This is a genomic window from Pareuzebyella sediminis (assembly GCF_008367235.1).
Taxonomy (GTDB): domain Bacteria; phylum Bacteroidota; class Bacteroidia; order Flavobacteriales; family Flavobacteriaceae; genus Pareuzebyella; species Pareuzebyella sediminis.
In genome coordinates, this window is sequence record NZ_VTZS01000001.1 from 1,147,575 (window position 1) to 1,171,206 (window position 23,632).

21 protein-coding genes are annotated in these 23,632 nt (G+C 41.1%); 8 read left to right on the forward strand and 13 right to left on the reverse strand.

The features are described from left to right. Positions 1 to 101 precede the first annotated feature (101 nt). The 4 genes from F2B13_RS04825 (at position 102) to F2B13_RS04840 (ending at position 3,133) form a co-directional block, all read left to right on the forward strand. The gene (locus F2B13_RS04825) at positions 102 to 848 is read left to right on the forward strand and encodes a DUF2490 domain-containing protein (protein WP_232623006.1); all 747 of its coding nucleotides are present in this window, start codon (positions 102 to 104) and stop codon (positions 846 to 848) included. A gap of 261 nt (positions 849 to 1,109) precedes the next feature. Further along, a complete protein-coding gene (locus F2B13_RS04830; RefSeq protein WP_149276145.1) occupies positions 1,110 to 1,718 on the forward strand; it encodes a superoxide dismutase family protein in 609 nt (202 codons plus the stop codon). A 72-nt stretch (positions 1,719 to 1,790) separates the two neighbouring features. Beyond that, entirely contained in the window at positions 1,791 to 2,330 is a 540-nt protein-coding gene (locus F2B13_RS04835; protein ID WP_149276146.1) for an RNA polymerase sigma factor, read from the forward strand. Beyond that, entirely contained in the window at positions 2,330 to 3,133 is an 804-nt protein-coding gene (locus tag F2B13_RS04840) for an anti-sigma factor (RefSeq protein ID WP_149303410.1), read from the forward strand. The genes F2B13_RS04835 and F2B13_RS04840 overlap by 1 nt, the downstream gene beginning before the upstream one ends. 75 nt (positions 3,134 to 3,208) lie before the next feature. On the opposite strand, the gene F2B13_RS04845 is transcribed toward F2B13_RS04840, so the two are convergent. Next, positions 3,209 to 3,940, reverse strand: coding sequence for a TIGR04283 family arsenosugar biosynthesis glycosyltransferase (locus F2B13_RS04845; RefSeq protein WP_149303412.1), 732 nt, complete (start codon positions 3,938 to 3,940; stop codon positions 3,209 to 3,211). 157 nt (positions 3,941 to 4,097) lie between these two features. Here F2B13_RS04845 and F2B13_RS04850 point away from each other — a divergent pair, with 157 nt between their 5' ends. Then, complete coding sequence (locus tag F2B13_RS04850) at positions 4,098 to 4,901, forward strand: DUF547 domain-containing protein (protein ID WP_232625191.1); 804 nt, start codon at positions 4,098 to 4,100, stop codon at positions 4,899 to 4,901. A gap of 48 nt (positions 4,902 to 4,949) precedes the next feature. Here F2B13_RS04850 and F2B13_RS04855 read toward each other — a convergent pair whose 3' ends face one another. From F2B13_RS04855 to F2B13_RS04870, 4 genes are all read right to left on the reverse strand, one after another. Further along, complete coding sequence (locus F2B13_RS04855) at positions 4,950 to 6,050, reverse strand: BamA/TamA family outer membrane protein (protein ID WP_149303414.1); 1,101 nt, start codon at positions 6,048 to 6,050, stop codon at positions 4,950 to 4,952. 799 nt (positions 6,051 to 6,849) lie between these two features. Next, a complete protein-coding gene (locus F2B13_RS04860; protein ID WP_149303416.1) occupies positions 6,850 to 8,136 on the reverse strand; it encodes a tetratricopeptide repeat protein in 1,287 nt (428 codons plus the stop codon). A 133-nt stretch (positions 8,137 to 8,269) separates the two neighbouring features. Next, positions 8,270 to 9,055 (reverse strand): DUF4331 family protein, encoded by a 786-nt coding sequence (locus F2B13_RS04865; RefSeq protein ID WP_232625192.1) that lies wholly within the window; start codon positions 9,053 to 9,055, stop codon positions 8,270 to 8,272. Between the two features lie 21 nt (positions 9,056 to 9,076). Then, positions 9,077 to 9,757, reverse strand: a complete 681-nt coding sequence (locus F2B13_RS04870; protein WP_149303418.1) for a DUF4331 family protein — start codon at positions 9,755 to 9,757, stop codon at positions 9,077 to 9,079. A 193-nt stretch (positions 9,758 to 9,950) separates the two neighbouring features. Between F2B13_RS04870 and F2B13_RS04875 the strand changes: the two genes are divergently transcribed. Beyond that, the gene (locus F2B13_RS04875) at positions 9,951 to 11,138 is read left to right on the forward strand and encodes an LETM1-related biofilm-associated protein (RefSeq protein WP_149276152.1); all 1,188 of its coding nucleotides are present in this window, start codon (positions 9,951 to 9,953) and stop codon (positions 11,136 to 11,138) included. Between the two features lie 78 nt (positions 11,139 to 11,216). On the opposite strand, the gene F2B13_RS04880 is transcribed toward F2B13_RS04875, so the two are convergent. The 4 genes from F2B13_RS04880 to F2B13_RS04895 all read right to left on the reverse strand — a co-directional run bounded on the left by F2B13_RS04880 (position 11,217) and on the right by F2B13_RS04895 (position 14,440). Then, complete coding sequence (locus tag F2B13_RS04880; RefSeq protein ID WP_149303420.1) at positions 11,217 to 11,972, reverse strand: LytR/AlgR family response regulator transcription factor; 756 nt, start codon at positions 11,970 to 11,972, stop codon at positions 11,217 to 11,219. A 227-nt stretch (positions 11,973 to 12,199) separates the two neighbouring features. Then, a complete protein-coding gene (locus F2B13_RS04885; protein WP_149303421.1) occupies positions 12,200 to 12,547 on the reverse strand; it encodes a 2TM domain-containing protein in 348 nt (115 codons plus the stop codon). Between the two features lie 91 nt (positions 12,548 to 12,638). Next, complete coding sequence (locus F2B13_RS04890; protein ID WP_149276155.1) at positions 12,639 to 12,941, reverse strand: 2TM domain-containing protein; 303 nt, start codon at positions 12,939 to 12,941, stop codon at positions 12,639 to 12,641. Between the two features lie 161 nt (positions 12,942 to 13,102). After that, entirely contained in the window at positions 13,103 to 14,440 is a 1,338-nt protein-coding gene (locus F2B13_RS04895) for a 2TM domain-containing protein (RefSeq protein ID WP_149303423.1), read from the reverse strand. A gap of 313 nt (positions 14,441 to 14,753) precedes the next feature. Here F2B13_RS04895 and F2B13_RS04900 point away from each other — a divergent pair, with 313 nt between their 5' ends. After that, positions 14,754 to 15,749 carry a DUF1028 domain-containing protein gene (locus F2B13_RS04900; RefSeq protein ID WP_149303425.1) on the forward strand — a complete coding sequence of 332 codons (996 nt, stop codon included), beginning with the start codon at positions 14,754 to 14,756 and terminating at the stop codon, positions 15,747 to 15,749. Positions 15,750 to 15,770: 21 nt separating this feature from the next. Here the strand turns inward: F2B13_RS04900 and F2B13_RS04905 are convergent, their stop codons facing one another. The 3 genes from F2B13_RS04905 to F2B13_RS04915 are packed head-to-tail and all read right to left on the reverse strand — an operon-like array spanning position 15,771 to position 21,280. Beyond that, complete coding sequence (locus tag F2B13_RS04905; protein WP_149276158.1) at positions 15,771 to 16,895, reverse strand: Gfo/Idh/MocA family oxidoreductase; 1,125 nt, start codon at positions 16,893 to 16,895, stop codon at positions 15,771 to 15,773. A gap of 10 nt (positions 16,896 to 16,905) precedes the next feature. Then, positions 16,906 to 17,766: a sugar phosphate isomerase/epimerase family protein gene (locus F2B13_RS04910; RefSeq protein WP_149276159.1), complete on the reverse strand. Its 861-nt coding sequence runs from the start codon at positions 17,764 to 17,766 to the stop codon at positions 16,906 to 16,908. Between the two features lie 4 nt (positions 17,767 to 17,770). Further along, positions 17,771 to 21,280, reverse strand: a complete 3,510-nt coding sequence (locus tag F2B13_RS04915) for a PVC-type heme-binding CxxCH protein (RefSeq protein ID WP_149303427.1) — start codon at positions 21,278 to 21,280, stop codon at positions 17,771 to 17,773. A 164-nt stretch (positions 21,281 to 21,444) separates the two neighbouring features. Between F2B13_RS04915 and F2B13_RS04920 the strand changes: the two genes are divergently transcribed. Beyond that, positions 21,445 to 22,329 carry an AraC family transcriptional regulator gene (locus tag F2B13_RS04920; protein ID WP_149276161.1) on the forward strand — a complete coding sequence of 295 codons (885 nt, stop codon included), beginning with the start codon at positions 21,445 to 21,447 and terminating at the stop codon, positions 22,327 to 22,329. Here F2B13_RS04920 and F2B13_RS04925 read toward each other — a convergent pair. Continuing rightward, a complete protein-coding gene (locus F2B13_RS04925) occupies positions 22,316 to 23,629 on the reverse strand; it encodes a hypothetical protein (RefSeq protein WP_149303429.1) in 1,314 nt (437 codons plus the stop codon). The genes F2B13_RS04920 and F2B13_RS04925 overlap by 14 nt on opposite strands. Positions 23,630 to 23,632: the final 3 nt, after the last annotated feature.

Below are 23,632 nucleotides of genomic sequence, written 5' to 3' on the forward strand. Positions count from 1 at the left end.
CTTGCGCCCTTCACGTTAGTTTTAAGTTTTCTATATTTGGCGTTCTATGAATTATTCTTGGTAGGAACCAAGGGTTTGAACTTCCCTTTATCTCAAATTTCATGATGTTAGCATACTTGCAAAATAGGATTTTTGATGAACGATCGTTACAGCTTATAATTCGTTTACTTCTTATACCTTTCATTTTCTTAACGACCGCACTGTCGGCACAAAACAACGGGGAAGGGAGCTGGGGTACTTGGCACATGTACTTTGGCACCAACAAGGTGTCGGAAAAGTTGAGCATTCATACTGAAGGACAGCTACGCTATTATGAGCATGCGAAAAATTTCAATCAGCTTTTACTACGAACCGGGTTGAACTATCACCTCGATCCCACCGCCATCGCGACCATGGGTTATGGGTATATCGTGACCGATGGAACTTTTGAAGAGTTTCCAGAGGAGGTTCACTCTAAAGAACATCGTATTTTCGAACAATTCATATTGAAAAACAAGGTAGGTAAGTTTCTTTTTGAACACCGATACCGCCTGGAGCAGCGCTTTATCGATTTCGGAAACGCTAGCGATACCCAGCATCGTGCCCGCTATCGCCTACAGGTTACCCTACCCCTTAACCACATTTTCTTTTTGAATTTCTATGATGAAATCTTTTTGAATCTTCAGAACCAAGTCTTTGGGCAGAATAGGTTGTACGGAGCTTTAGGGGCATCGATAACCGATAACCTAAGTATTCAAGTAGGGTATCTTAAAAACCATTTTCCGACGGCAAAATATAACCGTTTGCAAGTGGGCGTTTTTTATAATCCAGATTTACGTCGACTATTCGGTAGCCAAACGCCCCCCTGATATCCACTTTCCAATTCAAGGGTTGGGGTACCTACTGACCCTTAAATTTAATTAGTTATTGATTCTTCCGACGCAAACGATTTTATATTTAGGCCATTAATTTGATCAATATGAGGTACGTAAAACCCATTCATATTGCTGTCAAAAAATCGGCCCTAAACAGGTATGTAGGCGCTACGATATTGTTAAAATCATTTTTATATGAGCAAGGTCCGTAAAGATTAATTAGTACCTTTAAGGTCAAATTAAAATACTGAAAACATGAAGACGATAAAATTAGCGGTAGTAGGGCTGTTATTGATCGGTTCCTACAATTGCAAGGAAGTAAAAAAAGAAGCTGATAAGGCCGGTGATGCCATGGAGGAATCTATGGACGAAATGGAAAATAAGGCCAATGACATGATGGATGATCAAGAGGAGAAAACCATCACGTTTATGATGGAGCCTAAAAGTGATAGCAACGTTAGCGGTAAGGTAACTTTTACCGAAGAAGATGGAGAAGTTAGCATGAAGGCTGAACTTTCCGGATTATCCGAAGGAGAGCATGCCATTCACATTCACCAAACCGCCGATTGTTCGGCCGACGACGGTACATCTGCCGGTGGTCACTGGAACCCTACCAATCAACCCCATGGTAAATGGGGCGCTTCGGAAGGATATCATAAAGGAGATATCGGTAATTTTACGGCGGATGGAGATGGTAATGCTACCGTCAACTTTTCGACCGACGAATGGTGTATCGGTTGCGATGATGAAAACAAAAATATTATGGGAAAAGCCGTTATTGTACATCAAGGACAAGATGATTACACCTCACAGCCAAGCGGCGCAGCCGGCGCAAGGGTAAGCTGTACAGGAATTATTCAATAATTAAGTAGCGCATAAAAACAAAAAAACCACTTTTACAGTGGTTTTTTTATCTTTAATCAGCAATTGTTTTTTATGGATCTAGACGCCTTAGTGTTACGTTTCCAAAAAAAGGATGTCATCGCCTTTGAACAACTCTATGGAATGTACTGGGAAAATATCTGTGGTGTAGTCAACACTATTGTAAGGAATAAAAGTTTAGCAGAGGAAATTACCCAAGATGTCTTCACTAAAGTCTGGAACAATTCCGATAGTTACAATGCATCTAAGGGGCGTTTTTTTACCTGGGTATTGAATATTGCACGCAATGCCGCCATCGATAAAGTGCGCTCAAAATCCTATAAAAACCAGAAAAAGAATCTCTCTGCAGATTACTTCGTAGGTATATTGAACAAAGCAGATCACATCGACGACAATGAAGAGCGTATCGATAGCAGTGCTTTGAAAAAATTATTACTGAACCTAAAGGAAAAATGTCTTCGGATTATTGAAATGCTTTACTTTAAAGGGTACACCCAAAAAGAAGTTTCCAAAGAGCTGGACATTCCTTTAGGAACTGTTAAAACTAGAAATAGAAGTTGTATTTCCCAACTGAGGGAAAACATCGTGAAGTGATGGACGTTGAAAAATACATAGCATCGGGGGTTTTGGAACTTTACGTGGCGGGTAAGCTTACGGAAGAGGAAAATATGGAAGTATTTCAATATTCCAAGGAATATCCCGAGATACTCGAGGAAATACTTGCCATCGAATCTTCGATACTCAAGCTAAGCCAAGCGGTTACTCCTAAGTATGCCACTAGGAAGGGATTCGATGATATTATGGTACGTATCGGCGAAAGAAAAGACCCGACGGTCATACAGCTTCCCAAAGAAAAAAGTAATTGGACACAATACATGGGTTGGGCGGCAGCCGTATTACTTGGCGTAGGGCTGGTCTGGTTCTACATGCAGAACTCCCAATTGAACACAGATCTTCAAGTGGTAGAAAAAGAGAAAGAACTATTGGAGGAACAAATTTTCGAGGCAAGAAGTTCTTTAGCGAGTACCGAAGCCCTTTTGAACGATTTGCGCGATAAGAATATTTCGGTGGTTCCCTTAGGGGGACAAGAGGTATCCCCAAATTCCTACGCGAAGGCCTATTGGAACAAAACACAAGACAAAGTATTTATCGATGCCCAAGGGCTTCCCGAACCACCTGACGGCATGGTATATCAGGTATGGTCGTTGAAATTAGACCCTTTGACCCCCACGAGTATAGGTCTCTTGGATGATTTCACTGCCGACGATAACAAAATCTTTGTATTGAACAACCCCAACGAATCGGAAGCCTTTGGGATTACCCTTGAACCCGCCGGTGGAAGTGCATCACCGAATTTGGAACAGCTGTATACCTTAGGTGCGGTATCGTCTTCGTAGCTTCCGCCCCGTAAGCAATTATTTTAAGAGGTTACCTTCGAGGCCCGGCATGTATAAGTTGATTTTTAATAACGGTCAATTATTGAAACTGCTTATATCGTTACCGTGGGGCGCTCTTATCAAGCGATCGTGCAGTTCTTTTAATCTTTTTGAAGGGCAACCGCAACGAAACAATATGATCAAAAGAAGGTTAGAGAGGTTCACCCTTAAGTAGGAGTTGTTATTGTATTTTCTTGAGGACACGATTAAATCGCTTTTGACGATTTTATAGGAGACGCTCTCTTTCTTCATCCGTTTAAAGAACTCAAAGTCTTCCATAATGACCTGGTTCTCGTCAAACGTTTTCAATGCATTGAAAACGTTTCTTTTGATAAAAAGGCATTGGTCTCCACCGCCCGTAAAAATACCATCCCTTGCCGTAAATGAGGCGTTTATGTTAAGCCAAGGATTTTCTTTATCAAAACGATACGAAAAAAAACCTGCATCATACCCCGCTTTTAGGGTGTCCATAATATCGATTAGAAAAGAATTCGGGGGCAGTACATCGGCGTGCAAAAAGACAAGAACGTTCCCTTTTGATTTGGAGACCCCCGTATTCATTTGTACCGCTCTTCCTTTACCGAAACAGCGGATAAATTTTATGTTGTCCATGGACACCAGGTTTTCCGAACCGTCGTTATTATCTTTGGACAAGGCCACTATAATTTCAACCTGACAAGATGTAGGGAGATTTCCAAGTATGGCAAGTAATCTGGTAAGATTCTCCTTTTCATTATGTGCCGGAATGATTATACTAACCTGATTCACCAAAATTCTTTCTACTTGGTTCTACTATTTATAATCTGTTGAACTACGCCACCTAGGCCTTGATTTAAAGAAGAGAAAGGTCTGGGCATAAATTACGACCAAACCCTATCAAATGAATTGACGTGCCTACGGGTAGTAACGCCACAAAATAAACGATATGGCCTATTCAAAACTATGTATGTTAACAACGGCAATCGCCCTCCTTGCATTTTTGACCATCGAAAGAGATCAAGTGGCATCCGTTGAAACCTTCATAAACCCTTCACAAAACCTCAACGATCTTTCCGAGGAGTTGCTGACGCGTATCAAAAATAAGCAACAGACAAATCAACTTAGGACCAAACTCTATACTATCCCTCTTGAAACCTTACAAAATTCCTTGAAAACCGATGACCAAAAGCTAGCATTTTGGATCAATATCTACAATGCCTACATACAAATAAAGTTAACGGAGCAGCCTTCATTGTACAAGGATCGTGACGCGTTTTTCAAAAAGGACCAGATTCCAATCGCAGGACGATTGGTTTCATTTGACAAGATCGAACATGGTATTATTAGAAAATCTCAGTGGAAGTTGGGTCTTGGTTTGGTCGGTAAGTGGTTTCCTGACAAATTTGAACGCGAATTACGGGTTGAGGAAAATGATTACCGAATACATTTTGCATTAAACTGTGGGGCACAAGATTGTCCTCCCGTAGCAATCTACAAACCCGAAAAGCTAGATAAACAATTAGAGAAAAGCACCAAAAACTATTTACAAAAGACCTCAACCTTTAACCCAACCACCGGAGAGGCTAAAATAACGTCACTGTTCAGCTGGTTTCGAGGAGATTTTGGCCTTGAAAGCGGCATTGAGGAAATCTTAAAAAAATACGGGATAATCCCTACCACTGAAAATATTTCGCTTACCTATAAAGACTACGACTGGACCTTAGATCTCAATAACTGGAGTGAACTTTGATACATAGAATCATCACTAAAACAGGCTTTTGCCACGATTATACTATCGTCAAAATGCTTCTTTTATAGTAAAATAGAATTGTCCCCCTTCATTTGACATTCCGAAGTCGGCCCGTATTCGGACCCCGTCTCTTTTATTTAGAATGTATCGTAGACCTACCCCTCCTGTATTCTTAAAGGTTGTCGAAAACGTTTCGCCTAAATTAGGGGCCACAGTACCTGTAGCGCCAAAAACTGCCCCGCCAAACCTTCCAGCAATTGGAAATCGGTATTCAAGTGCAAAACTAAGTTCAGTATTATCTTGAAAACGCCGATTATTAATGCCCCGGGTACGTTTAGAGCCTAAATAATACAAATCATAAAAGGGAGTTCCCTCGCTGCTACTACCTAAAAAGAGATTGGTTGCAATAACTTGATCCTTCCCGACTTTCTGGTAAAACCGATTGTCAAGTTCGAACTTGGAATAGGTGAAGGAAGACCCTAATAGTTTTGACGATGTAAAAGCCTTGCCCTGTAAATAGAATCCCTTGGTTGGAAAAAAAATATTGTCTCTTGTATCGTAAATTATGCTTAGGCCAATATTCGAAACCGAACCATCCCGCTTGCCTACAACATCGGAAGATTCCAAAGTCCCCCCTTCTTCAATTTTAAGATTGCTAAAGCCGTCGAACTCATAGGCAAGTCCTACCGAAAAATTGGGTATAATTTCACGAAGCAGTGATAATCGCACCCTGGGAAAGGTGACTTCATAAGATTCTTCATTTTCTTCAGGAGCATCAATACCCGTGCCGTAAAAATTATAATAGTATTTGTAAAATCCGAGTTCGCCCAGAAGCCGCCAGCGCTCGTTATCACGATAAAACTCAAAGGGCACATAGACCAGAAATTGCCCTTTGGTCGTATAGCTCAAACCGAACTGGACTGAAGAAGGCCTAGTTTCCCTGGCTTCATCTTTAAGCCAAAAAGTGGCTATGCCCAAACCTCCAAAACCGAAAGCAGTTTCCGGTGTATAAAAAGCTACCGGAAAAGCGGAAATTTTTAAATTCTTCAACGTACTATCTTTAGTGGTTCCTTGTTGATCTTGGGATAGGACGGGGCTATGACAGCCTAGGACAACAAAAAAAAAGATAATTAGTTTTGTAATTTTCATATAGTAATTTAGAATAAAATGAGATTAATTTCGCTTCTAGAGGTATGCGTTAAACTGAGTTGGACAAATTATCCATTAATACCACCAACCCCTAGCCCATTTGATTTGATTACTTGCTTAAAACCTTTTACTCCGTCTATTGGTATTAGAAACCAATCTAAGGGCATAGCCGCCTTTGGTCAAGACCATAGGCTTATGAAGGCATATTATTTACATCCTGCTTTACTTGAAAAACATCGACGCAGAAAGGCATCTAATTTTTAGAAAAATTTTATATCCTACCTAATACACTTGCAGGGGACGTAATACACTTGCAGAGGACAATTCGCTTGTGCTTGTTGAATAAAGAAGATATGTTAAAGGCCTACCGCAAAACAAGGTAACCCTATTATAGGCGCAACCAAGTTATTATGGGAATTCAAAAAACTCTAGAATTTTATTTTCCGGATTTTAGTGTCTTTCGTAGGGCACGTCGAGCAATAAAAACCCGATAACACAAGATGGACATAAAGGAAAGCCAAACAAGGAAAAGTATGTATTCCATAACATCGTTATTTTAGGGTACTATTGGGGTTAAAGTTCATTGTGTTCGATAACATTTTCTGATGTTACTACACAAGCATTGATTTTTTGGGTAGTTAAACTTATGCATTGCCTACATCAATTCCTACTAAAAAGTTAAACCTCTCTTAATTTTTACATTATTCATAACAAAAAGGTGTTGAAATTATATTTATATCACCTTAGAGCACTCCAACCTAAAAAAAATTATGGTTCATAAGACTTCTTTTTAATCGATTTATAAGTTGGCGATGCTTTTTTCGGCGTGCGGTCCGAGTTCATATATGGCTTGGGATAGCTCATTTTTGAGCTTTTTAGCTTTATCAATTGCCCCGGTCGCTTTATAAATCTTTGCAACATACATCAGTACTTTGGGCTCAAATGTTTTTCCTTCAACATTTGCTTCTATAATTTGTCTGGCCTTGCTTTTTTCGCCTTTGTTCAAATAGGTGTAAGCTAGAAGACCGTAAGATTCAGGCGTAGGCCTAAGTTCAACCTCCTTTTGTGCCAGATCAAAAGCCTTGTTCAATTGCCCTGTTTCGTCTACATATATCGAGATGTTGTACCTGTTGTACATATTCCCATACGCAGGATTACTCACCAGCTTAAAATATTGGTCTAGATTTATAAGGCGTTTCAAGTCGTCGTTCAGGTAACCGGCAATCTCAGCTTTTAATAGAAAGTAATCGGGAGCGCTATAGGTCTTCGTTACCGAATCGAGAATACGCATGGCTTCTTCTGGTTTCTTTTCGTGGGAAAAAACGATCCATGCAATTCCTTTCTTAGCGTAGGCATTGTCAGAATCGATTTCCAAAGCTTTTAAATAGTAGGAATAGGAATCTTCAATTCGACCTGCATGACCATAGAAATCGGCTAAATTGGTATATGCCCACAACTGTAAGGCTTCATTATTAGAGGATTTTGCCTTTTTGGTAGCTTTTTCCATAAAATGTATGGCCGTACCGAGATCACCTAGGTGATCGTTCCACTTTGACAGACGGATCAAATATCCAAAATTGGACATGTGTTTTAGACTATCTAGGTATTTTTTCGCCATGTTGTAATTGCCCAATTCCATATGCACATCGAAAAGCAAACTTTGGGAAGCTTCTACCCCACTGTTGAAGGCTCTTGCTGAATCAGCAAACTGAAGGGCTTCCTTAAATCGATGTTGTGAAATATAATTTCTGGCCAATGCCCTATAAATTCCTGCCTTTCCGATGGCAGCAATGTCGGCCGCCTTTCTCAGTACAGCTTCGGCTTTCTTGAGATATTGGATATCTCCCGTATTTTTAAAAAAACGTTCATATTCACCTCCGACAATGCCAAAACTCATCAATTGCGAGCTGTCAGGTCGTATTTTAGAATTCCAAATCTCAAAATATTTAGAGGTGGCCTTACCGTGATTAGCTACCAAATATTTGTCGTAGTCGTTTTTATCGGTAATCTTGTCGGGGTTTTCAGATAGGTCGCAAGAACCCAGTAAAATGAGGAGTATGCCTATTAAAACGTAATTTCTACTCATGTTTTCAAGTTTAGGATCGAGCTGCCCATTATTCAACAGGGTATAGCTTGAATGAGATAATTGTAAAAGTTGGAATAAAGGGAGGGTAGCAAAGACCGCCCTCCCCGCTCCTTCTTCTTCATAGATTAAAATCTTACTCAGGAGCTCCCAAATAAGGGAATGTTTCTGTTGGATTCGCGGTAAAACCCACACCATCCGAGACTAGTCGTGGAAAATTTCCTACACCTTCCACTTCTTGCCCATTAAACCGTGCTCCGTCACCTCCTCCGAAAAGAAGTATAAGGGATACGTCTATAACATCATCCTGTAACGTCCTTCCTGTTAAACCGATGGCCCCTTCGTAATTAGGCGCACCTGAACCGGGGTTAAAATAGGTCGTCGGTAAATCGGGTGCAATCTCCAACACGTCTTGTGCCAAAACGCTGGTCAACACCTCCGCCGTAACAGGGTTATTAGTAAAGCCGTCTTGATCGGCTCCGTTCAAAATATCGCCTAAAATATTGGGTTGATAATTGACATCTTCCGGGTTTAGCCCCAATAGTTGAGCATAAACATCATGCAGTCCTTCTAAACGGTCCTCAAAGTCTTGACGGTACGACTCTTGTATGTTGGCCGGTCTTGCTTGATTATAAAAGTCTTTGAACTCGTCGATTACCAAAACCGTACCAATTCCAGGTCGGCCCATAAAGTCGACTTGGGCATAGGTGCCGGAAAAGTCGGGAGGCGCAATCATATTTTCATCGCAGGGTTGACAATCAGTGCCCCCACAATCGACCCCGGTCTCGTCACCATTCATCAAACCGTCGCTACAAGTAGATTGCGCCATGGTTTCCATAGTATCGTCATCTGCACATCCGACAATCATTGTGGCTGCACATAGCACCATAAACGTAAATTTTATTGTATGTAATTTCATCATGTTATGTTTTTAGATTGTTTATTATTGCTTTCTGTTGGTGGTGACCCACGTCTTATAAACGGAGAGCCCAAGAACATTGGTCGCGGTAGTTTCGCCTAGCATGCTATTTGGTATTTCCACCACTAGAGACATGGTATTGGCACCATCGAAGGTATCTACCGCTTCACCTTCCGGCAAAAAACCTTCAGGGGCGTTCCCGCCAATAACTTTGTTGAACTGGCCAAAATCGAAAAAGAACGGGTCTTGCCTAGGACCGGCGAACAGGGAAACACCAGCTTCCGTTGTTGTGGTCAGGGCATCAGCATCTGAAATAGCGACTTGCCCTAATGGAAAATCAGTCAATACCTCACTTTCCCTTCCAGTCATGTCAGGGGCTGCCGGGCCAAAGAAATACATCGTATCTCCCCTGGGAAGCGCTTGGATTACTAAATCTTCTATCAGGTCGTTATCGGTGTCGATATTGATTTCGGTCAGTACATTTTCATCAAATTCCCCATATGCCAAATCAGGTAAAACGTTGGTCTGCAGGTCTATAATAAATACTGTATTATCAGGATTGGAAGGTGACTCAAATCCATAGAAATCCGAGATATCGGCGGTATTACCTGTCGTTCCAGGTGCATCTATGTGATCAGCCGCCACTAAAACAATGCCGACTATGGTCAAGAATCCAAGACCAATCAAAAGTTTCGTGTTTTTCATTTTAAAGTAATTAGAGGTTAATATTTGCTTTTATCACCCTTACTTACGGTGCTTTCTATTGGAGGTTTGGTTTTAAGTGTTAAAAAAACGTTAATCAAAATTTCGATGGGAATTCTAAACGGTCAACAATAACCCCCCTTTGGGAAATCTTATTCGATTTTGTAGTATTTTGGCTCCCGAAATCAAAGTACGCATGAACCCATCTGCATCTGGTTGGATAGATAAATTTGGTTCCCTAGTTGAGCATGAACGAAGTATATATAGTGATTTTGGCAGCTTATATGCTACGTTGAAACGTTTAGGGTTTGTATACGGCATCAATGTTAAAGTCCCAAAATTCATTGTGCTTCAACACGTGCTCTCCGAAGACGAAAAAGCAAAAATAAATCTGTTAACAGGTCTGTATGGGGCTTTTAGATTGGAAACTAAAGAAAAAGATTTTGCTGTCTTTTTAGAAAGAATTTTCCAATTCTATAAAACCCTTGAAGTTAGCCGCATATCATTTCTTAATAAAATACTTACGGGAAGAAAAACGTCGGCCCAACTCGAAAAGCTTATCGATTCTAGAGTATACTTGGAGGACAACATGATCAGTAAAACCTTTAACAGTATCATTACCAACTCTCTACTGTTCATAGACGTGCTTCTTTTCAAAAGATACCTCAACCAACCTGATAATCTAAAAGCATACGCACAGGCCTTGGAGTATCTCACGATCAATGTCACATATCATGCCCTTAGTTCAAAAGAAAAAAATAAAAGTGATGAACGTCTTGCCCAATTGTTCGAATCATCATTGACCTTTATCGATAGTAACGCCCAAAATTTTGACGGCTCGTATCGTAACCAACTTTTAGAAAGACGATCTGTATGGGAAAACCGCTATTTTTTAGATGTGGCATGCCTTACGGTTTGGGAAGATAAATCGGTGGACTACCAGGAGTCGGAGTTTATTTTCAGCTTGGGTTCGGATTTGGGCATTGAAAACAAAAATGTCATTCAATCCCTAGACGAAATAAAAACGTTCTTTCGCAGAAATTCTAAAATCATTGCATTTTTGAAGGACAATAATTTGGCCGTTCAGTTCTATGACAGTATGTCAAAGGTAGTCAATAAGTTGATTCTTAGAAACAGTAAACGACTATTAATGGAACTCTCAGAGAGCAAAGAATTGGTTTTTTTAATCTCAAAAGCTACGGTTAAAGATTTAACCCCATTAGAAAGGAAAAAGGTTCAAAACCAATTATTGGACATCTTCAAAAGCATACCTTCCCTCGCTATTTTTCTATTGCCAGGGGGGGCAGTCTTACTTCCAATTTTCATCAAGCTTATTCCTAAGCTTTTACCTTCAGCCTTCGATGAAAACAGGGTGGAAAAATAGTAAATTTGGGATAATTACTGCTATAAGAAAAATCTATACTGTTTTATAAATATTTATTTATCAAATATTTATAATTATTCATTCCAACCAAAGCTTGAAGTCCCTAACACGTTCTCTACTCACGATTATTTCTTGGTCTTGATATCGATTTAGCTTGACTTTCAACCGTGAATTCGTATAAGAAACAATGTCTTTTATATGATCGATATTGACATAAAATTTACGACTTACCCGAAAAAATGATTTGGGTTCTAATTCCGATTCCAAATTTTCCAACGTCGTGTCAAGCAGATAATTTCTTCCTTCGGAGGTGGCCAAATAAGTTCCCTTGTTTTCGCTATAAAAACATTCCACTTCATCGGCATTGATAATCTTGAGGTGCTGGCCAACTCGTGCAGTGAATCTCTTTTTATATTCTCTTTCCAAGGGGTTTACCAGTAGCCTTTTGATATCCTCAAAATCAAGTGCCAATTTTTTAGGTCTCCTATCCGTGGAAAGATATTTTTTCACGGCCATCGCCAATTCTTCGTCGTCTATAGGTTTCAACAAATAGTCAATACTGTTCAGCTTAAATGCCTTAAGGGCATATTCATCATAAGCCGTGGTAAAAATAATGGCGCTATTAATTTCGACAGCTTCAAAAATCTCAAAAGATAGTCCGTCGGAAAGCTGAATATCCAAAAAAATAAGGTCCGGGTGCTTATTCTTTTCGAACCAAACAATAGCCTCTTCCACAGAATGTAGCATGGTCGACACTTCGATTTCTAAATCTTTGAGCAAGCGAGACAGTCTTCTAGCCGCTGGTTTTTCATCCTCTATGATTATGGTGGTCATTTTAAATTTTGTTTTTTAACGACAACTTGACTCAGTATTCAGTTAGAAACACTGGTAAACAAATTAATTTATGGACCTTTTTGGTATTCTTCCTTATCTTTTTTACTGTTTTCCCACCGCTTTGCAACCCCTAGCTAACTAGCAAAAAAGAACATCTAGACCCACAAACTTGTATACCTACATCCCTACAAAGGCCAAGGGCATAAATTATGTTGTTCCAAAGTTGCTTAATTATCTTTGGTTCGGGTACTATATTTATGGGCATTCTTTTTATCTTCCTCCATGTATTTTTCGATTTGTCTTTCCTCCCATTCCTTATTGAAAAACGGATTAAAAGAGAATACCTTGGCCGCGTGAAAGGTGAGGCCTATACCCCAAAAAAAAGGAGTCGCCAAAGTACCGAAATTGAAAAGAGCATCCGACAGCCCTTCGCCGCCCCTCGTTCTAGCAATCACTGTTGAAATTAGTATAAAAAGGTTGACAAGAACGTACACTATTGAGTGAATGTAAAAACCCTTTAACTCTTCTACGCGTTTTTTGGCTCTTTGTTTTTTATCTATTCTATTAGATTGCATATTCTGAGTTTTATAATATAGTTCTTTTGAAAAGCATCTTCTTGGGTTTTAGCCTTCTACCTCACTTTCACTTTTGCGTAAATCCGACATTCTATTGCCACTGCCTTTTGTTTTCATCCTCGTTCATAAATTCCTTGATTTTTCGTTCTTCCCAATTTTTCCCAAAAAAAGGATCAAATCCAAAAACCTTCAATGCTTGAAAAGCTAGTCCAAATCCCCAACCGAATGCCGCCCATAAAAACCACGGGTACTGCCATTTATCAACGTAATAGTTCAGTGCGGCCAGAAATGTAATAAAGACAAAATAAGAGATTAAACTGGTGTAAAACTTCTTTATTTTCTCGACACGGTCCTTTGCTCTTAAGTATTTATTTTCACTTTCATAATTTGCCATAATCTTTCGTTTTATTGGTTTATTGTTTCAAATTTCCCTTAAAAACTTACCCTGTCTAAATATGAAGTTCCCAATTGTGGTTTTTAAGAGATGAATTGCATATTTGCGTAAAACTTTTATAGTTTTTCCGTTATACGGAAATTGGTTCCCGTGGTGCTGTACTAAAAGTTTTCATCGTCCATATACTCTCTCATCTTTTTCTCCTCCCAACCTTTTCCTAGTATTGGGTTAAAACCAAAAGCCTCCATACCATGTATGAGTACACCAAAGCCCCATCCGAAAATAGGGAACAATACCCATGGAAAACTCGTCGTTTTATAATTAAGAATCACCAAAAAAGGAATGACTATACAGTATGCCAATACATTACCGTAAAACCCCTTTATATTTTCTACCCGTTGTTTTGCCTTCTCGTAACGCTTATCGGCAATGTATTCTTCTTGGGTTTCCATTTTAGAAATCAATTTAGAGAGAATCGGCAAACACACGCGAAATTCTACTTCCGATCGCTCAATATCCAAGGTACGATCGGTGAGCAGGCCATAGCGCTGACGTATATTGCGAAGTCCTACCCCACTACTCTTTTTAACAACTTGCTTTTCCTGAAGATTGTTGACCACCACCAGTACATTTCCTTCTTCAAATACTTTAATATGTAATGGTCTTTCCGAAGTTACTACATTATGTTTGACGGCATTTTCTAACAAAAGTTGCAACGATAAGGGTACAATTTTACCTTCATGAACTACCGACTTATCAGGAATATCGAACACGATACTGTCTTCGAAACGCATTTTTAAAAGTCTTACATATGTTTTTGCGAATTTCAGTTCTTCGTCAATAGACACCAATTCTTTGCCCTTTTGCTCAAGTACATAACGATAGACCTTTGAGAGTAGGGTCGTGAACTTTTGGGCTTGATATGGATCTTCTTCGATAAGGCTGGTCAACACATTGAGGCTATTGAATAGAAAATGTGGGTCTAACTGGTTTTTTAGTGCATCGAATTTTGCCGAGGCGGCACCCGCAATTATCTTTTGTTCCTTTACCTTGAACTCCTGACGGTATTTATAATAAAAAAAAGCAAAGAAAATCATCGCTACAACGATAGCGACCAACATAGAAACACCGTAGTATTGAAGACTTTGGGCTGCGAGGAAAGCTTGTACGTCTGTTTTTTCAATAATTACTTCATGAACGAACCGAGCTACGAACAAAGCCATTAGGGAAACTACTACCAAAGACCCTAGGGAAATAAAAAAACGTCTGCCAGAGAAGAGGTTTTTATCGAATCTTTGTAGAAGATGCCTAATCAAAAAGGCATCTGCCATATAAATGATAATACTGTACAATAGGTTTATGGCATAGTTTTTTAAAAGTAAGGAGAAATCTAATCCGTTATCATAGTCTCCCCTTATATAATAAATGCAGAAGAATACCACAAAAATTGATGTTCCGACAATAGTCGCCCTAATCAGTTCCTTTAAGGATTTTAGCATAGTATATGGGTATTTGTAAAACGCCTATCGTCGAATAAAGAAGCTTATCCACCATACAAAATGAGGATTCAACCCCTAAGTTAAATAATTATAAAATTCTAGGTATATCCATTGGCATTACCAAGAAGTCATTTTGAAATTCGCTGCCCTATTCAAAGAAAAACGAAATTAAAAAAGAACAGCGGAAGTCTTAAAAAAGGAATTCCGAATTGCCATTATTCCCTACCGAGTTGTAGGCTGTGACGAAACGACCCCAAGTTTTAAAGTACCTTTTCGTTATATTCGTTTTCACATATATAAACCGCATAATACTATGAAGTATTCCTTCACAATAACCTTGTTGATATCTCTTCTTATGGGGATTCAAAACAGGATATCGGCGCAAAGGGTCTACCAAGAGCAGTTTGCCCATACTTTTTCAATCGTAGCTAGGGATAAAAATACCGGGGAAATGGCCGTTGGGGTACAAAGTCATTGGTTCTCCGTGGGTACAATAGTTTCTTGGGGAAAGTCAGGTGTTGGCGTGGTGGCCACGCAATCATTTGTCAACCCTGCCTACGGGCCTAAGGGGCTGCAACTTATGGAAGAGGGGGAAACTGCGGAAGAAGCATTACAAATGCTTACCGCTCAGGATGATGGCAAAAACTTCAGGCAAGTAGGGTTTCTTGACGTTCATGGAAATAGCGCTTCCTTTACCGGAAAAAATTGTGTCGCTTCGGCAAACCATATTATCGGGGATAATTATGCCGTTCAAGCCAATATGATGCTCAATGATAGTGTGGTGCCAGCAATGGCTAGGGCTTTTAAAGTCCATAGTGATTTGCCTTTGGCCGAAAGAGTGGTACAAGTGCTACTTGCGGCACAAAAGGCCGGTGGTGATATACGCGGAAAACAATCAGCCGCCCTTATCGTCGTACATGCCGAACCCGTCAAAAACATTTGGGAAGACAAAAAGGTGAATCTACGGGTAGATGATAGTGAAGAACCCTTAATCGAACTCGACCGGCTGTTGAAAGTCCATCGTGCCTACGAGCATATGAACCGGGGTGATCTTGCCGTGGAGGTCGACAATATGGATAGTGCCTTGGCCGAATACGCCGCGGCAAGAAATCTATTTCCAGAGAACCTTGAAATGAAATATTGGACGGCTATCGCATTGGCCAACAACCATAGATTCAAGGAAGCACTTCCGATATTTAAAAAGGTATTCAAGGAAGACCCCAATTGGAAAACGATGACCAAGAGGCTACCAAAATCAGGTCTTCTAACAATATCCGATGTTGAGCTACAGCGTATTCTGAAGCTTTAAGGTCTCACGTTCCGATAGGGCTTAAGACAGTGTAAAATCAGGTAATTTGATCAGTTCACCGCCTTTTTGTGCCGACTCATGGGCCAATATGCCCACACAGGTGATGTTGGCCGATTGTTTTGCATTTGGGTAGGGCGGCTTTCCCGTAACCAAAGCATCCACGAAAGCGTGTACCAAATGTGGATGGGAACCGCCGTGTCCTGCACCTTGGGTAAATGACAAATGTTCGTGCTCGTCATCATAAACACCTTGGGTGGTAAACGATTGTATCTCTTTAGGAAGCAGCTTGGCAAAATCAGGACTCTCTACCTCCTCCGGAATTTCAGGTTCAGGTTTTTTAGCTGTATGGACCACGAGGGGTTTTCCTTCTATCAACGGCCACTCTACCGATTTTTTCGACCCATATACTTCAAAACTTTCGCGATACTGGCGCGCGACATCGAAAAGAGACCGATAGACCTGTGCGCTCAAATCGGAATCCTTAAATTTTATATGTGTGGTTTCGACGGCATATGGCGAGTTATAATTCGATATCAACTCTTCGCGTATCGTTCCCGATCCGAAACAGGATACATATTCAGCTTCATCTTGGGTCAATGCCAAAACCGGACCCACGCAATGGGTTGCATAATGCATAGGCGGTAGTCCAGGCCAGTAATTCGGCCATCCGTCCATATCTTGCTGGTGGCTGGCCTTCAAAAACTGAACCTTACCCAGTTCACCATTTTCATATAACTCTTTCATAAATAAAAACTCTCTGGCGTACACCACAGTTTCCATCATCATATACGTTAGTCCCGTTTCTTCGGTCAACCGCACAATTTCCTCACATTCTTCGACCGTTGTGGCCATTGGAACCGTACAAGCCACGTGCTTACCGGCCTTTAAAGCGGCAATAGATTGTTGGCCATGGGCTGGAATAGGTGTATTGATATGTACCGCATCTATATCGGGATCTTTTAAAAGTTCTTCATACGAAGTATATCTTTTGGGTACATCAAAGGCATCGGCAATCTCATTGAGTTTCTCCTCGTTTCTTTGGCAGACTGCTACGAGCTCGGCATTGCGATATTTTTTATAAATAGGAATGAACTCGGCTCCGAAACCTAATCCAATAATAGCCACTCTGATTTTTTTATTCTCCATGTCTCTATTCTTAGTCTTTAAACGTTTTCTTTATATGTTGTAACCCTTGGCTGGCAAAGTCATCTTGACTTTTAGCCATCGTTTTCCATATACAAACTGCTGCCGCCAATTCCTTAATCTCGGGGGTAAAGCTCTCAATTACTATAGCACCTTCATAATTAATATCCTTAAGACCTTCCTTAAAATCGGTCCAAGGGGTTAAACCGGTACCGGGTATTCCCCTATGGTTTTCTGAAACTTGTACATGAATCAATTTATCACCTACAGTACGAATCGCTTCACGAATATTTTTCTCTTCGATGGTCATGTGAAAACCATCCAGTAAAACTTTAGCCGCAGGATGATTGATATCGTTTACAAGACGCATCACATCTTCGGCAGTATTGACCATATCGGATTCAAAACGATTCAACGGTTCGAGAGCAATTGAAACACCACTTGACGCGGCCATCTTACATACTTTTTTTAAGTTGGTCACGGCTAGGTCCCACTCCCTTTTTCGTTGTTCCTCGGGTATCATTCTTGCCTTTCCCACTGCTGAATACATAGGTCCGGCAACGAAGTTCACGTCCAAGGTATTGCATAGTTTAAAACACTTTTCCAGATAATCAAAACATTGGGTATGTATCGTGGGGTCTTCATGGGTCAAATCTTTGGTCGGTCCAAATACCCCACAAACCGTCGCTGATAATCCGTTTTCCGACAGAGCCTTTTTGACGGTTTCTCCATCGATAAGGGCCGGATCTTCTACTGGTATCTCGACCAAGTCGTAGCCCATCTTTTTTATTTTGGGAAATAAGGCCAATGTACTTTCATCGAATGGTGATTGCCAAAGCCATGTGCTTACCCCGTATTTCAATTTTCCTTTCATTTTTTTAAATTGGATTAGCCACTACCTTCATTACGCCCTGCATGATACGCCAGTGCCCTGGAAAAGTACATATATAGGGGTATTCGCCAGGCTCCGAAGGAGCCGTGAATCGCAAGGTCACGGTTTGGTCCGGATTCACCAATGCCGTGGCATAGAGTACTTCCGACATTCTAGGTACATAATTTTGCGTAGCCCCGTTGGGATCCATCGCTAGTTTGTCTGCCGCGGCACCTACCTTTGCTTTGGTTCCGGGCCTCACAATGACTAGATTATGTTGCATAAAATCCACATTTTCCAAAACCAGTTCCACGTTCTTTCCTGCTTCAACGACAAACTCTGTCTTATCAAACTTCATTTCGTTTTCTACAGTTTTGATATTAATGACCACGCTGTTTTCTGAATTGGCAACATCCGATGCCTCTGCATCCAATCCTTTATTCATGTAACTTTTTGCAAATACCTCGGCGAGTGAACTTCCTCCAAATGCATTTTTTGGAGTTTTTGAAAAGTCGGTTTCTACTTCATATTTCCAAATTCCCGCAAGTGGGAATTCTTTATCGCTGGACCACCCTCCCACTCTGATGAACATTTGATCGGGTTTGCCATAGAATCCCCCGGGGCCCTCGGCGTCCTCCACTCGAACAGCCAGTACATTTTCTCCACTTTTAAAAAGTTCCTTGTCAATTCTATAATACCGATTTCTAGTATAGTCATCCTCGGTAAAACCAATTTGCTCGCCATTCAGATAAACGATATCCGACTCATCGATAGGGCCTAGTGACAAAATGGTCGATTCTTCGGGCTTAAATTTGAATTTTTTCCTGAACCAGATAATACCATCTATGTCCAGTCCCGCATCTTCAATGGTCTGCGGCAATTCCATCGTTTCCCATGCACTGTCATCATAGTTTTCTGCCTGTCTTTGGTTTTGTCCCAATTTTTCCAGATCCATAGCCGGGTTTGCGGCTTTGAAACTGTTCATAAAACCCGTACTATGTTTTCCGGCCGCGGCATAAGCGGCCTTTGCCAACCAATTATCGGTAAGAACGGGCTGATCTTTGCTTATTTTGAATATCTCCGCACCTAATTCATCAGAGGGTTCCCTTTCCGTGATATAGAGTATAGCCGCCAAACGTACCGCTGGATCTTTATCGTTCAACACATTTGATTTCACTACAGCTTCCACTGATTTTTCAGTACCGGAAAGTATTTGAATGGCACCTCTACGAACAGGGGCAGCAGGATGATAAAGTGCTCCCGCCACCACATTGCGCGCTTCCTTGTTGGTTTCTACTGACACCAAACCATCGATAGTCCATAAGGCATGTAACGCTCCTTTATTCATACCCATATTATCGACCACATTATTGTTCACCATTTTATATAGGTCAGGCAAGACTTCAGTATTGCCATTTTGTACCAGCAGCCGTTGTGCCGTCATTCTCCAGAACATGTTCGAATGATCCAGCGCTTCTACCAGCGCATCCGTATCGGTGGGGTCTAAAACAAACGCTTCCGATTCCTCCGCTCCCTTGGGAATGACTCTCCAAATACGCCCTCTGGACTTGTCCCGTAAAGGGTTTACATAGGCATTTCCATCACCGTTCTCAGCATTGAAACCACCCCTTTCCTTACTTGGTGTTGGGTTGTGCTGTACGATAAAGTTATACCAATCGGCCACCCAAACGTTGCCATCGGGCCCTACCTTTGCCTCCACGGGTGAAACCCACTCATCCGAACTGGCAAACAAGTTGCCTCCGTCCAACTCCTTATATCCTGCACCATCTTTCTGTATTTTAGCCATATGAACCACGCCCCCCGTCGGTTCACACACAAAGGCAATTTTGTTCCAATAATTACTAGGGTACTTCCGTGCGATATAAAAATGGTGCCCGGCGGCGGCCGTAAAACCACCAAAAACGTCTACCTGTCTCACATTGGGGGTAATGGCCTGCATGTCGTAATGGCCATCTATCTTCATGCTACCCTGGGCGGGAATACCCTCTATCTGCTCCAAGGCTGCATTGGGTATTCCTAAAAATACACTGTGCGTATTATTGGCAGTAGAGGCAAAAATGGCATTGTCTTCCGTTATCCCCAATCCCCAAGTATTATTACTAGTATTGGTCAATACTTCAAATATGCTTTTTTTGGGATGGAACCTGTACACGTTTTGGTTAAACTTAAAATCCTTCCCAAAAATCTGACCTTCAAAACCTGAATACCCCACAACTCCATACAGTTGATTATCCATACCATATTGTAGGTTTGATGGTCCTGCATGTGTATCAAAAGTGCCCCAGCCGTCTATCATAACCTCACGTACATCTGCCCTATCGTCTCCATCGGTATCTTTAAGAAACAGAAAGTGCGGTGCTTGCGATACAACGATGCCTCCATCATAAAATGAAAAACTAGTGGGTATATTTAGGTTTTCCGCAAAAACTGTAAACTTGTCCGCTTTCCCGTCGCCATCAGTATCTTCACAAATTTTTACCCGGTCATCACCTACTCCGGTATCGTTTCGCACCGTATTGGGATAATCTACCGTCTCTATAACCCATAGTCGGCCCCTTTCATCCCAGTTCATGGCAATGGGATTGATGATGTCCGGCTCGGAAACGAAGAGTTCCAATTCAAAACCGGCAGGAACCTGAATTAGTTTTTTTGATTCTTCCGCCGTTAAGGGAAGCTGATATTTTGGAGCGGGGTCTCTTTTCTCATAATTAGGGATATTGGGTTTTTCCTCATAGTGCAATGTGGGGATATCTTTGGCAAAGGCCATCCAATTTTCTTTTGCTTTTTCAGGGACCGCCCAAAGAATACCTTCCTTTACCAAATTTTGAAAACCAGGATGGCTCCATGTACGCTCATCATGCCCGTAAGCGGTATAAAATACTTTTCCTTGCCCATAATTCTTTACCCACGTCCAAGGTTCGTGATGTTCACCCTCTACCCGTTCCATCAACACATTGATGTCTTCCGCTATTTTATCGTGGACGTAAGTCTCGTCCCATGTGGAGAAAGGTTCAACGTTTTGCATGATAGGGTGATCCTTTGCTACGATATCCGCGGTGAACGTTCCGGTCCCGTGCTCCTTAAACTGAGCCCCGACCATATCTACGTACTCTGGTGAATTTCTAAAACAAAAACTTGCACAATGCAAGGGTATAAAAGCATGACCTTCACGTACATAGTTCAACAGGGCTTTTTCTTGGGATGAAGATATTTCATCGTGATTGGCATAGATGATCAACCCATCATACAGCGATAATTTCTCGGGATTTAGGTCGTTTACATCTTCCGTGTAGGTAATATTAATACCATCCTTGGTCAAAGCCGAGGCCAATATGGGAAAATAAGCACCTGAATCGTGATGTTCCAAGGCGTGGCCCAAAAAAAGAATCTCTATTCTTCTTGGGCTATCATCAGATTTTTCTTTTTTGGTAGTTCCACAGCTAATACATAAGAAAAGCGTTAAGAAAATACCGAAGGTCGAGCTGTTGAATTTCATGGGAATTGATTTTTTCAACGTCAATTATAAGCATAATTTCTATGAAAAAAACACTGTCACATATCCCATACTGACTTTTTTATATCTTTTAACACTTCTAAAAAGGTTTTTTTTGATAATTTAGAGTATATAGTTTGCTTACGGCATTATTTTAAAACACGATTGTGAAAACTGCCCTTCAAAAGTCTCCCATACCTGAAACCCGAGCCTATAAAGCCAAATTTCTGAAAGAACCTGTTTTCGACCCCAACTGGCATTTTCACTCGGAATACCAACTTTTTTTGGTCTTAAAAGGAAAAGGCACCCGTTTTATCGGAGACAGCGTACAGCCCTTCAAAACGGGAGATATTACCTTTACTGGGCCTAACCTTCCCCATCTTTGGCGCAATGACCAGGATATCGATCAAGCAAGTGATATTGCATGGTCTGAAGGGGCGGTAGTATATTTCAAGGAAGACTTCTTGGGTAGGGAATTTTTACAAACGGAAGAGGCCATTCGTTTACGACAGGTTTTTGCAAGAAGCTTAAGAGGTATCGAATTTACCGGAAAGACCGCTGAAAAACTGGGATCAATGATCAAAACGCTCATATCCCTAAAAGACTTTGACGGAATGCTCTATCTTTTAAAGATACTCAACTTCATCAGCAAGACTAAAGAATATAGGTTATTGGCCAGCCCAGGTTACACCAACACCCTTAAAGAAGCAGACACCGAAAAAATGTATCGTGTTTATGCACACGTCATGAAGAATTTTAAAGGGAAAATGGCATTGTCCGATTTAGCCGAATTGACCAATATGACGCCGACTTCTTTCAGTCGGTATTTTAAGGTACACGCCAACAAATCGTTTTCTGAATTCGTTAGCGAAATTCGGATCGGCCATGCATGCAAACTACTTATCGAAAAGAGGATGAATGTTTCCCAAGCTTGCTACAACAGTGGTTTCCAGACGCTTTCCAACTTCAATCGGCAATTCAAAGCGATCACAAAAAGAACTCCGAGAGACTACAAGAGGGAGTACACCACCAATGAAATTACTCGTCGTTAAGTTCACTGTTTAGTACCGTCGAAATATCGATCATATACATTTGCCGGCCATCACCACCATGTGTTGAATCAAAAATAACAAGGGTACCATCACTACTATTTCTAGGATGAAGGTCGCAGCGCATTTCACCCGTATATTTCTCGGGTTCATGAAACTTGCCGAGGGAAACTTTGGTTCTACTTGGAACATGAAAAAGATAAAGTTCCTGTAGACGTTCATCGCCTTGGGGATATGTATCATTGAGAATCCACTCATTATTGCTTCCATTGATATAGGTATTGTGTCCGTTTACGACCATTATGTCTTCACCGACCGGGGTAATTTCTTCCGTCATATCGGTAAAGAGGTAGAAACCCCATTCTTTTCCCACAGGTTTTGTCCACATACATATTTGATTCGGGTTCTTCCAAATAAAATGGGAGGTATGCCCCGAAGGATCCAAAATGTATCGGTTTGAACCATCAAGGTCGGCCGTCACCATTCGAGTAATAAATCCAGAGGGTTTGATGTCTTTGCCATTACCCTTTTCCTTGCGCCATCGGTGCAGAAACACAAAACGGCTATCATCGGGACTGATTAAAATATGGTTGAACCAATGCCAATAATCAGTCAATACTTCACCTTGATTCGACTGCCTGGCCATTTCGTCTATGGACACTAAAAGTTCCGATGCTCCTGTACTTAGATCGATTTTATAGATTCCTATGTTATCTGGATGCCGGTTTAGCGCAGTAGGGTCAGGAATTCCCGCATAGCCATAGCCGGGCCGTAGTTTCTGAATACGGTTGAATTCGGTTCCAAGAGCAAAGGTTCCGTCGTTGCTAATTGTATAAATGGCCTTCGGAAGTATTCTTTCTTTTTTGGTAAAAACATTGACTATCCTACTAATGTAATGATCATCCTTTATATCGTTCCAGATAATCTCTTCCCCTGAACCAGGAATCCATTGTAGCATACAGCCCTGCTGCCATCCCCAGGCCTTTGTCTCGCCAAGGGGTATCCATTTATTATCATTATGAAGATCTACCATGCCAATGATCAGTCTATCATGTTCGAGAGGTGAACGATGTATCGTATCTACTTCCATGCCCAATACATAACGCCCGGATGGATCTACCTGCAGCTTATCGTAATACCCAAACCAATGCTGTGCGGGGCCCGATGTCAATTTTTTAATCTCTGGTGTCCATTCTTCGACAGTCCCGATATCGGTTTGCACTGTTGATTCTGTCGTGTTTGAGGTCTTTTCCCGGCATCCTAAAATGAAAACAATGAGGAGCACTGAAACATAGTATTTCATAAA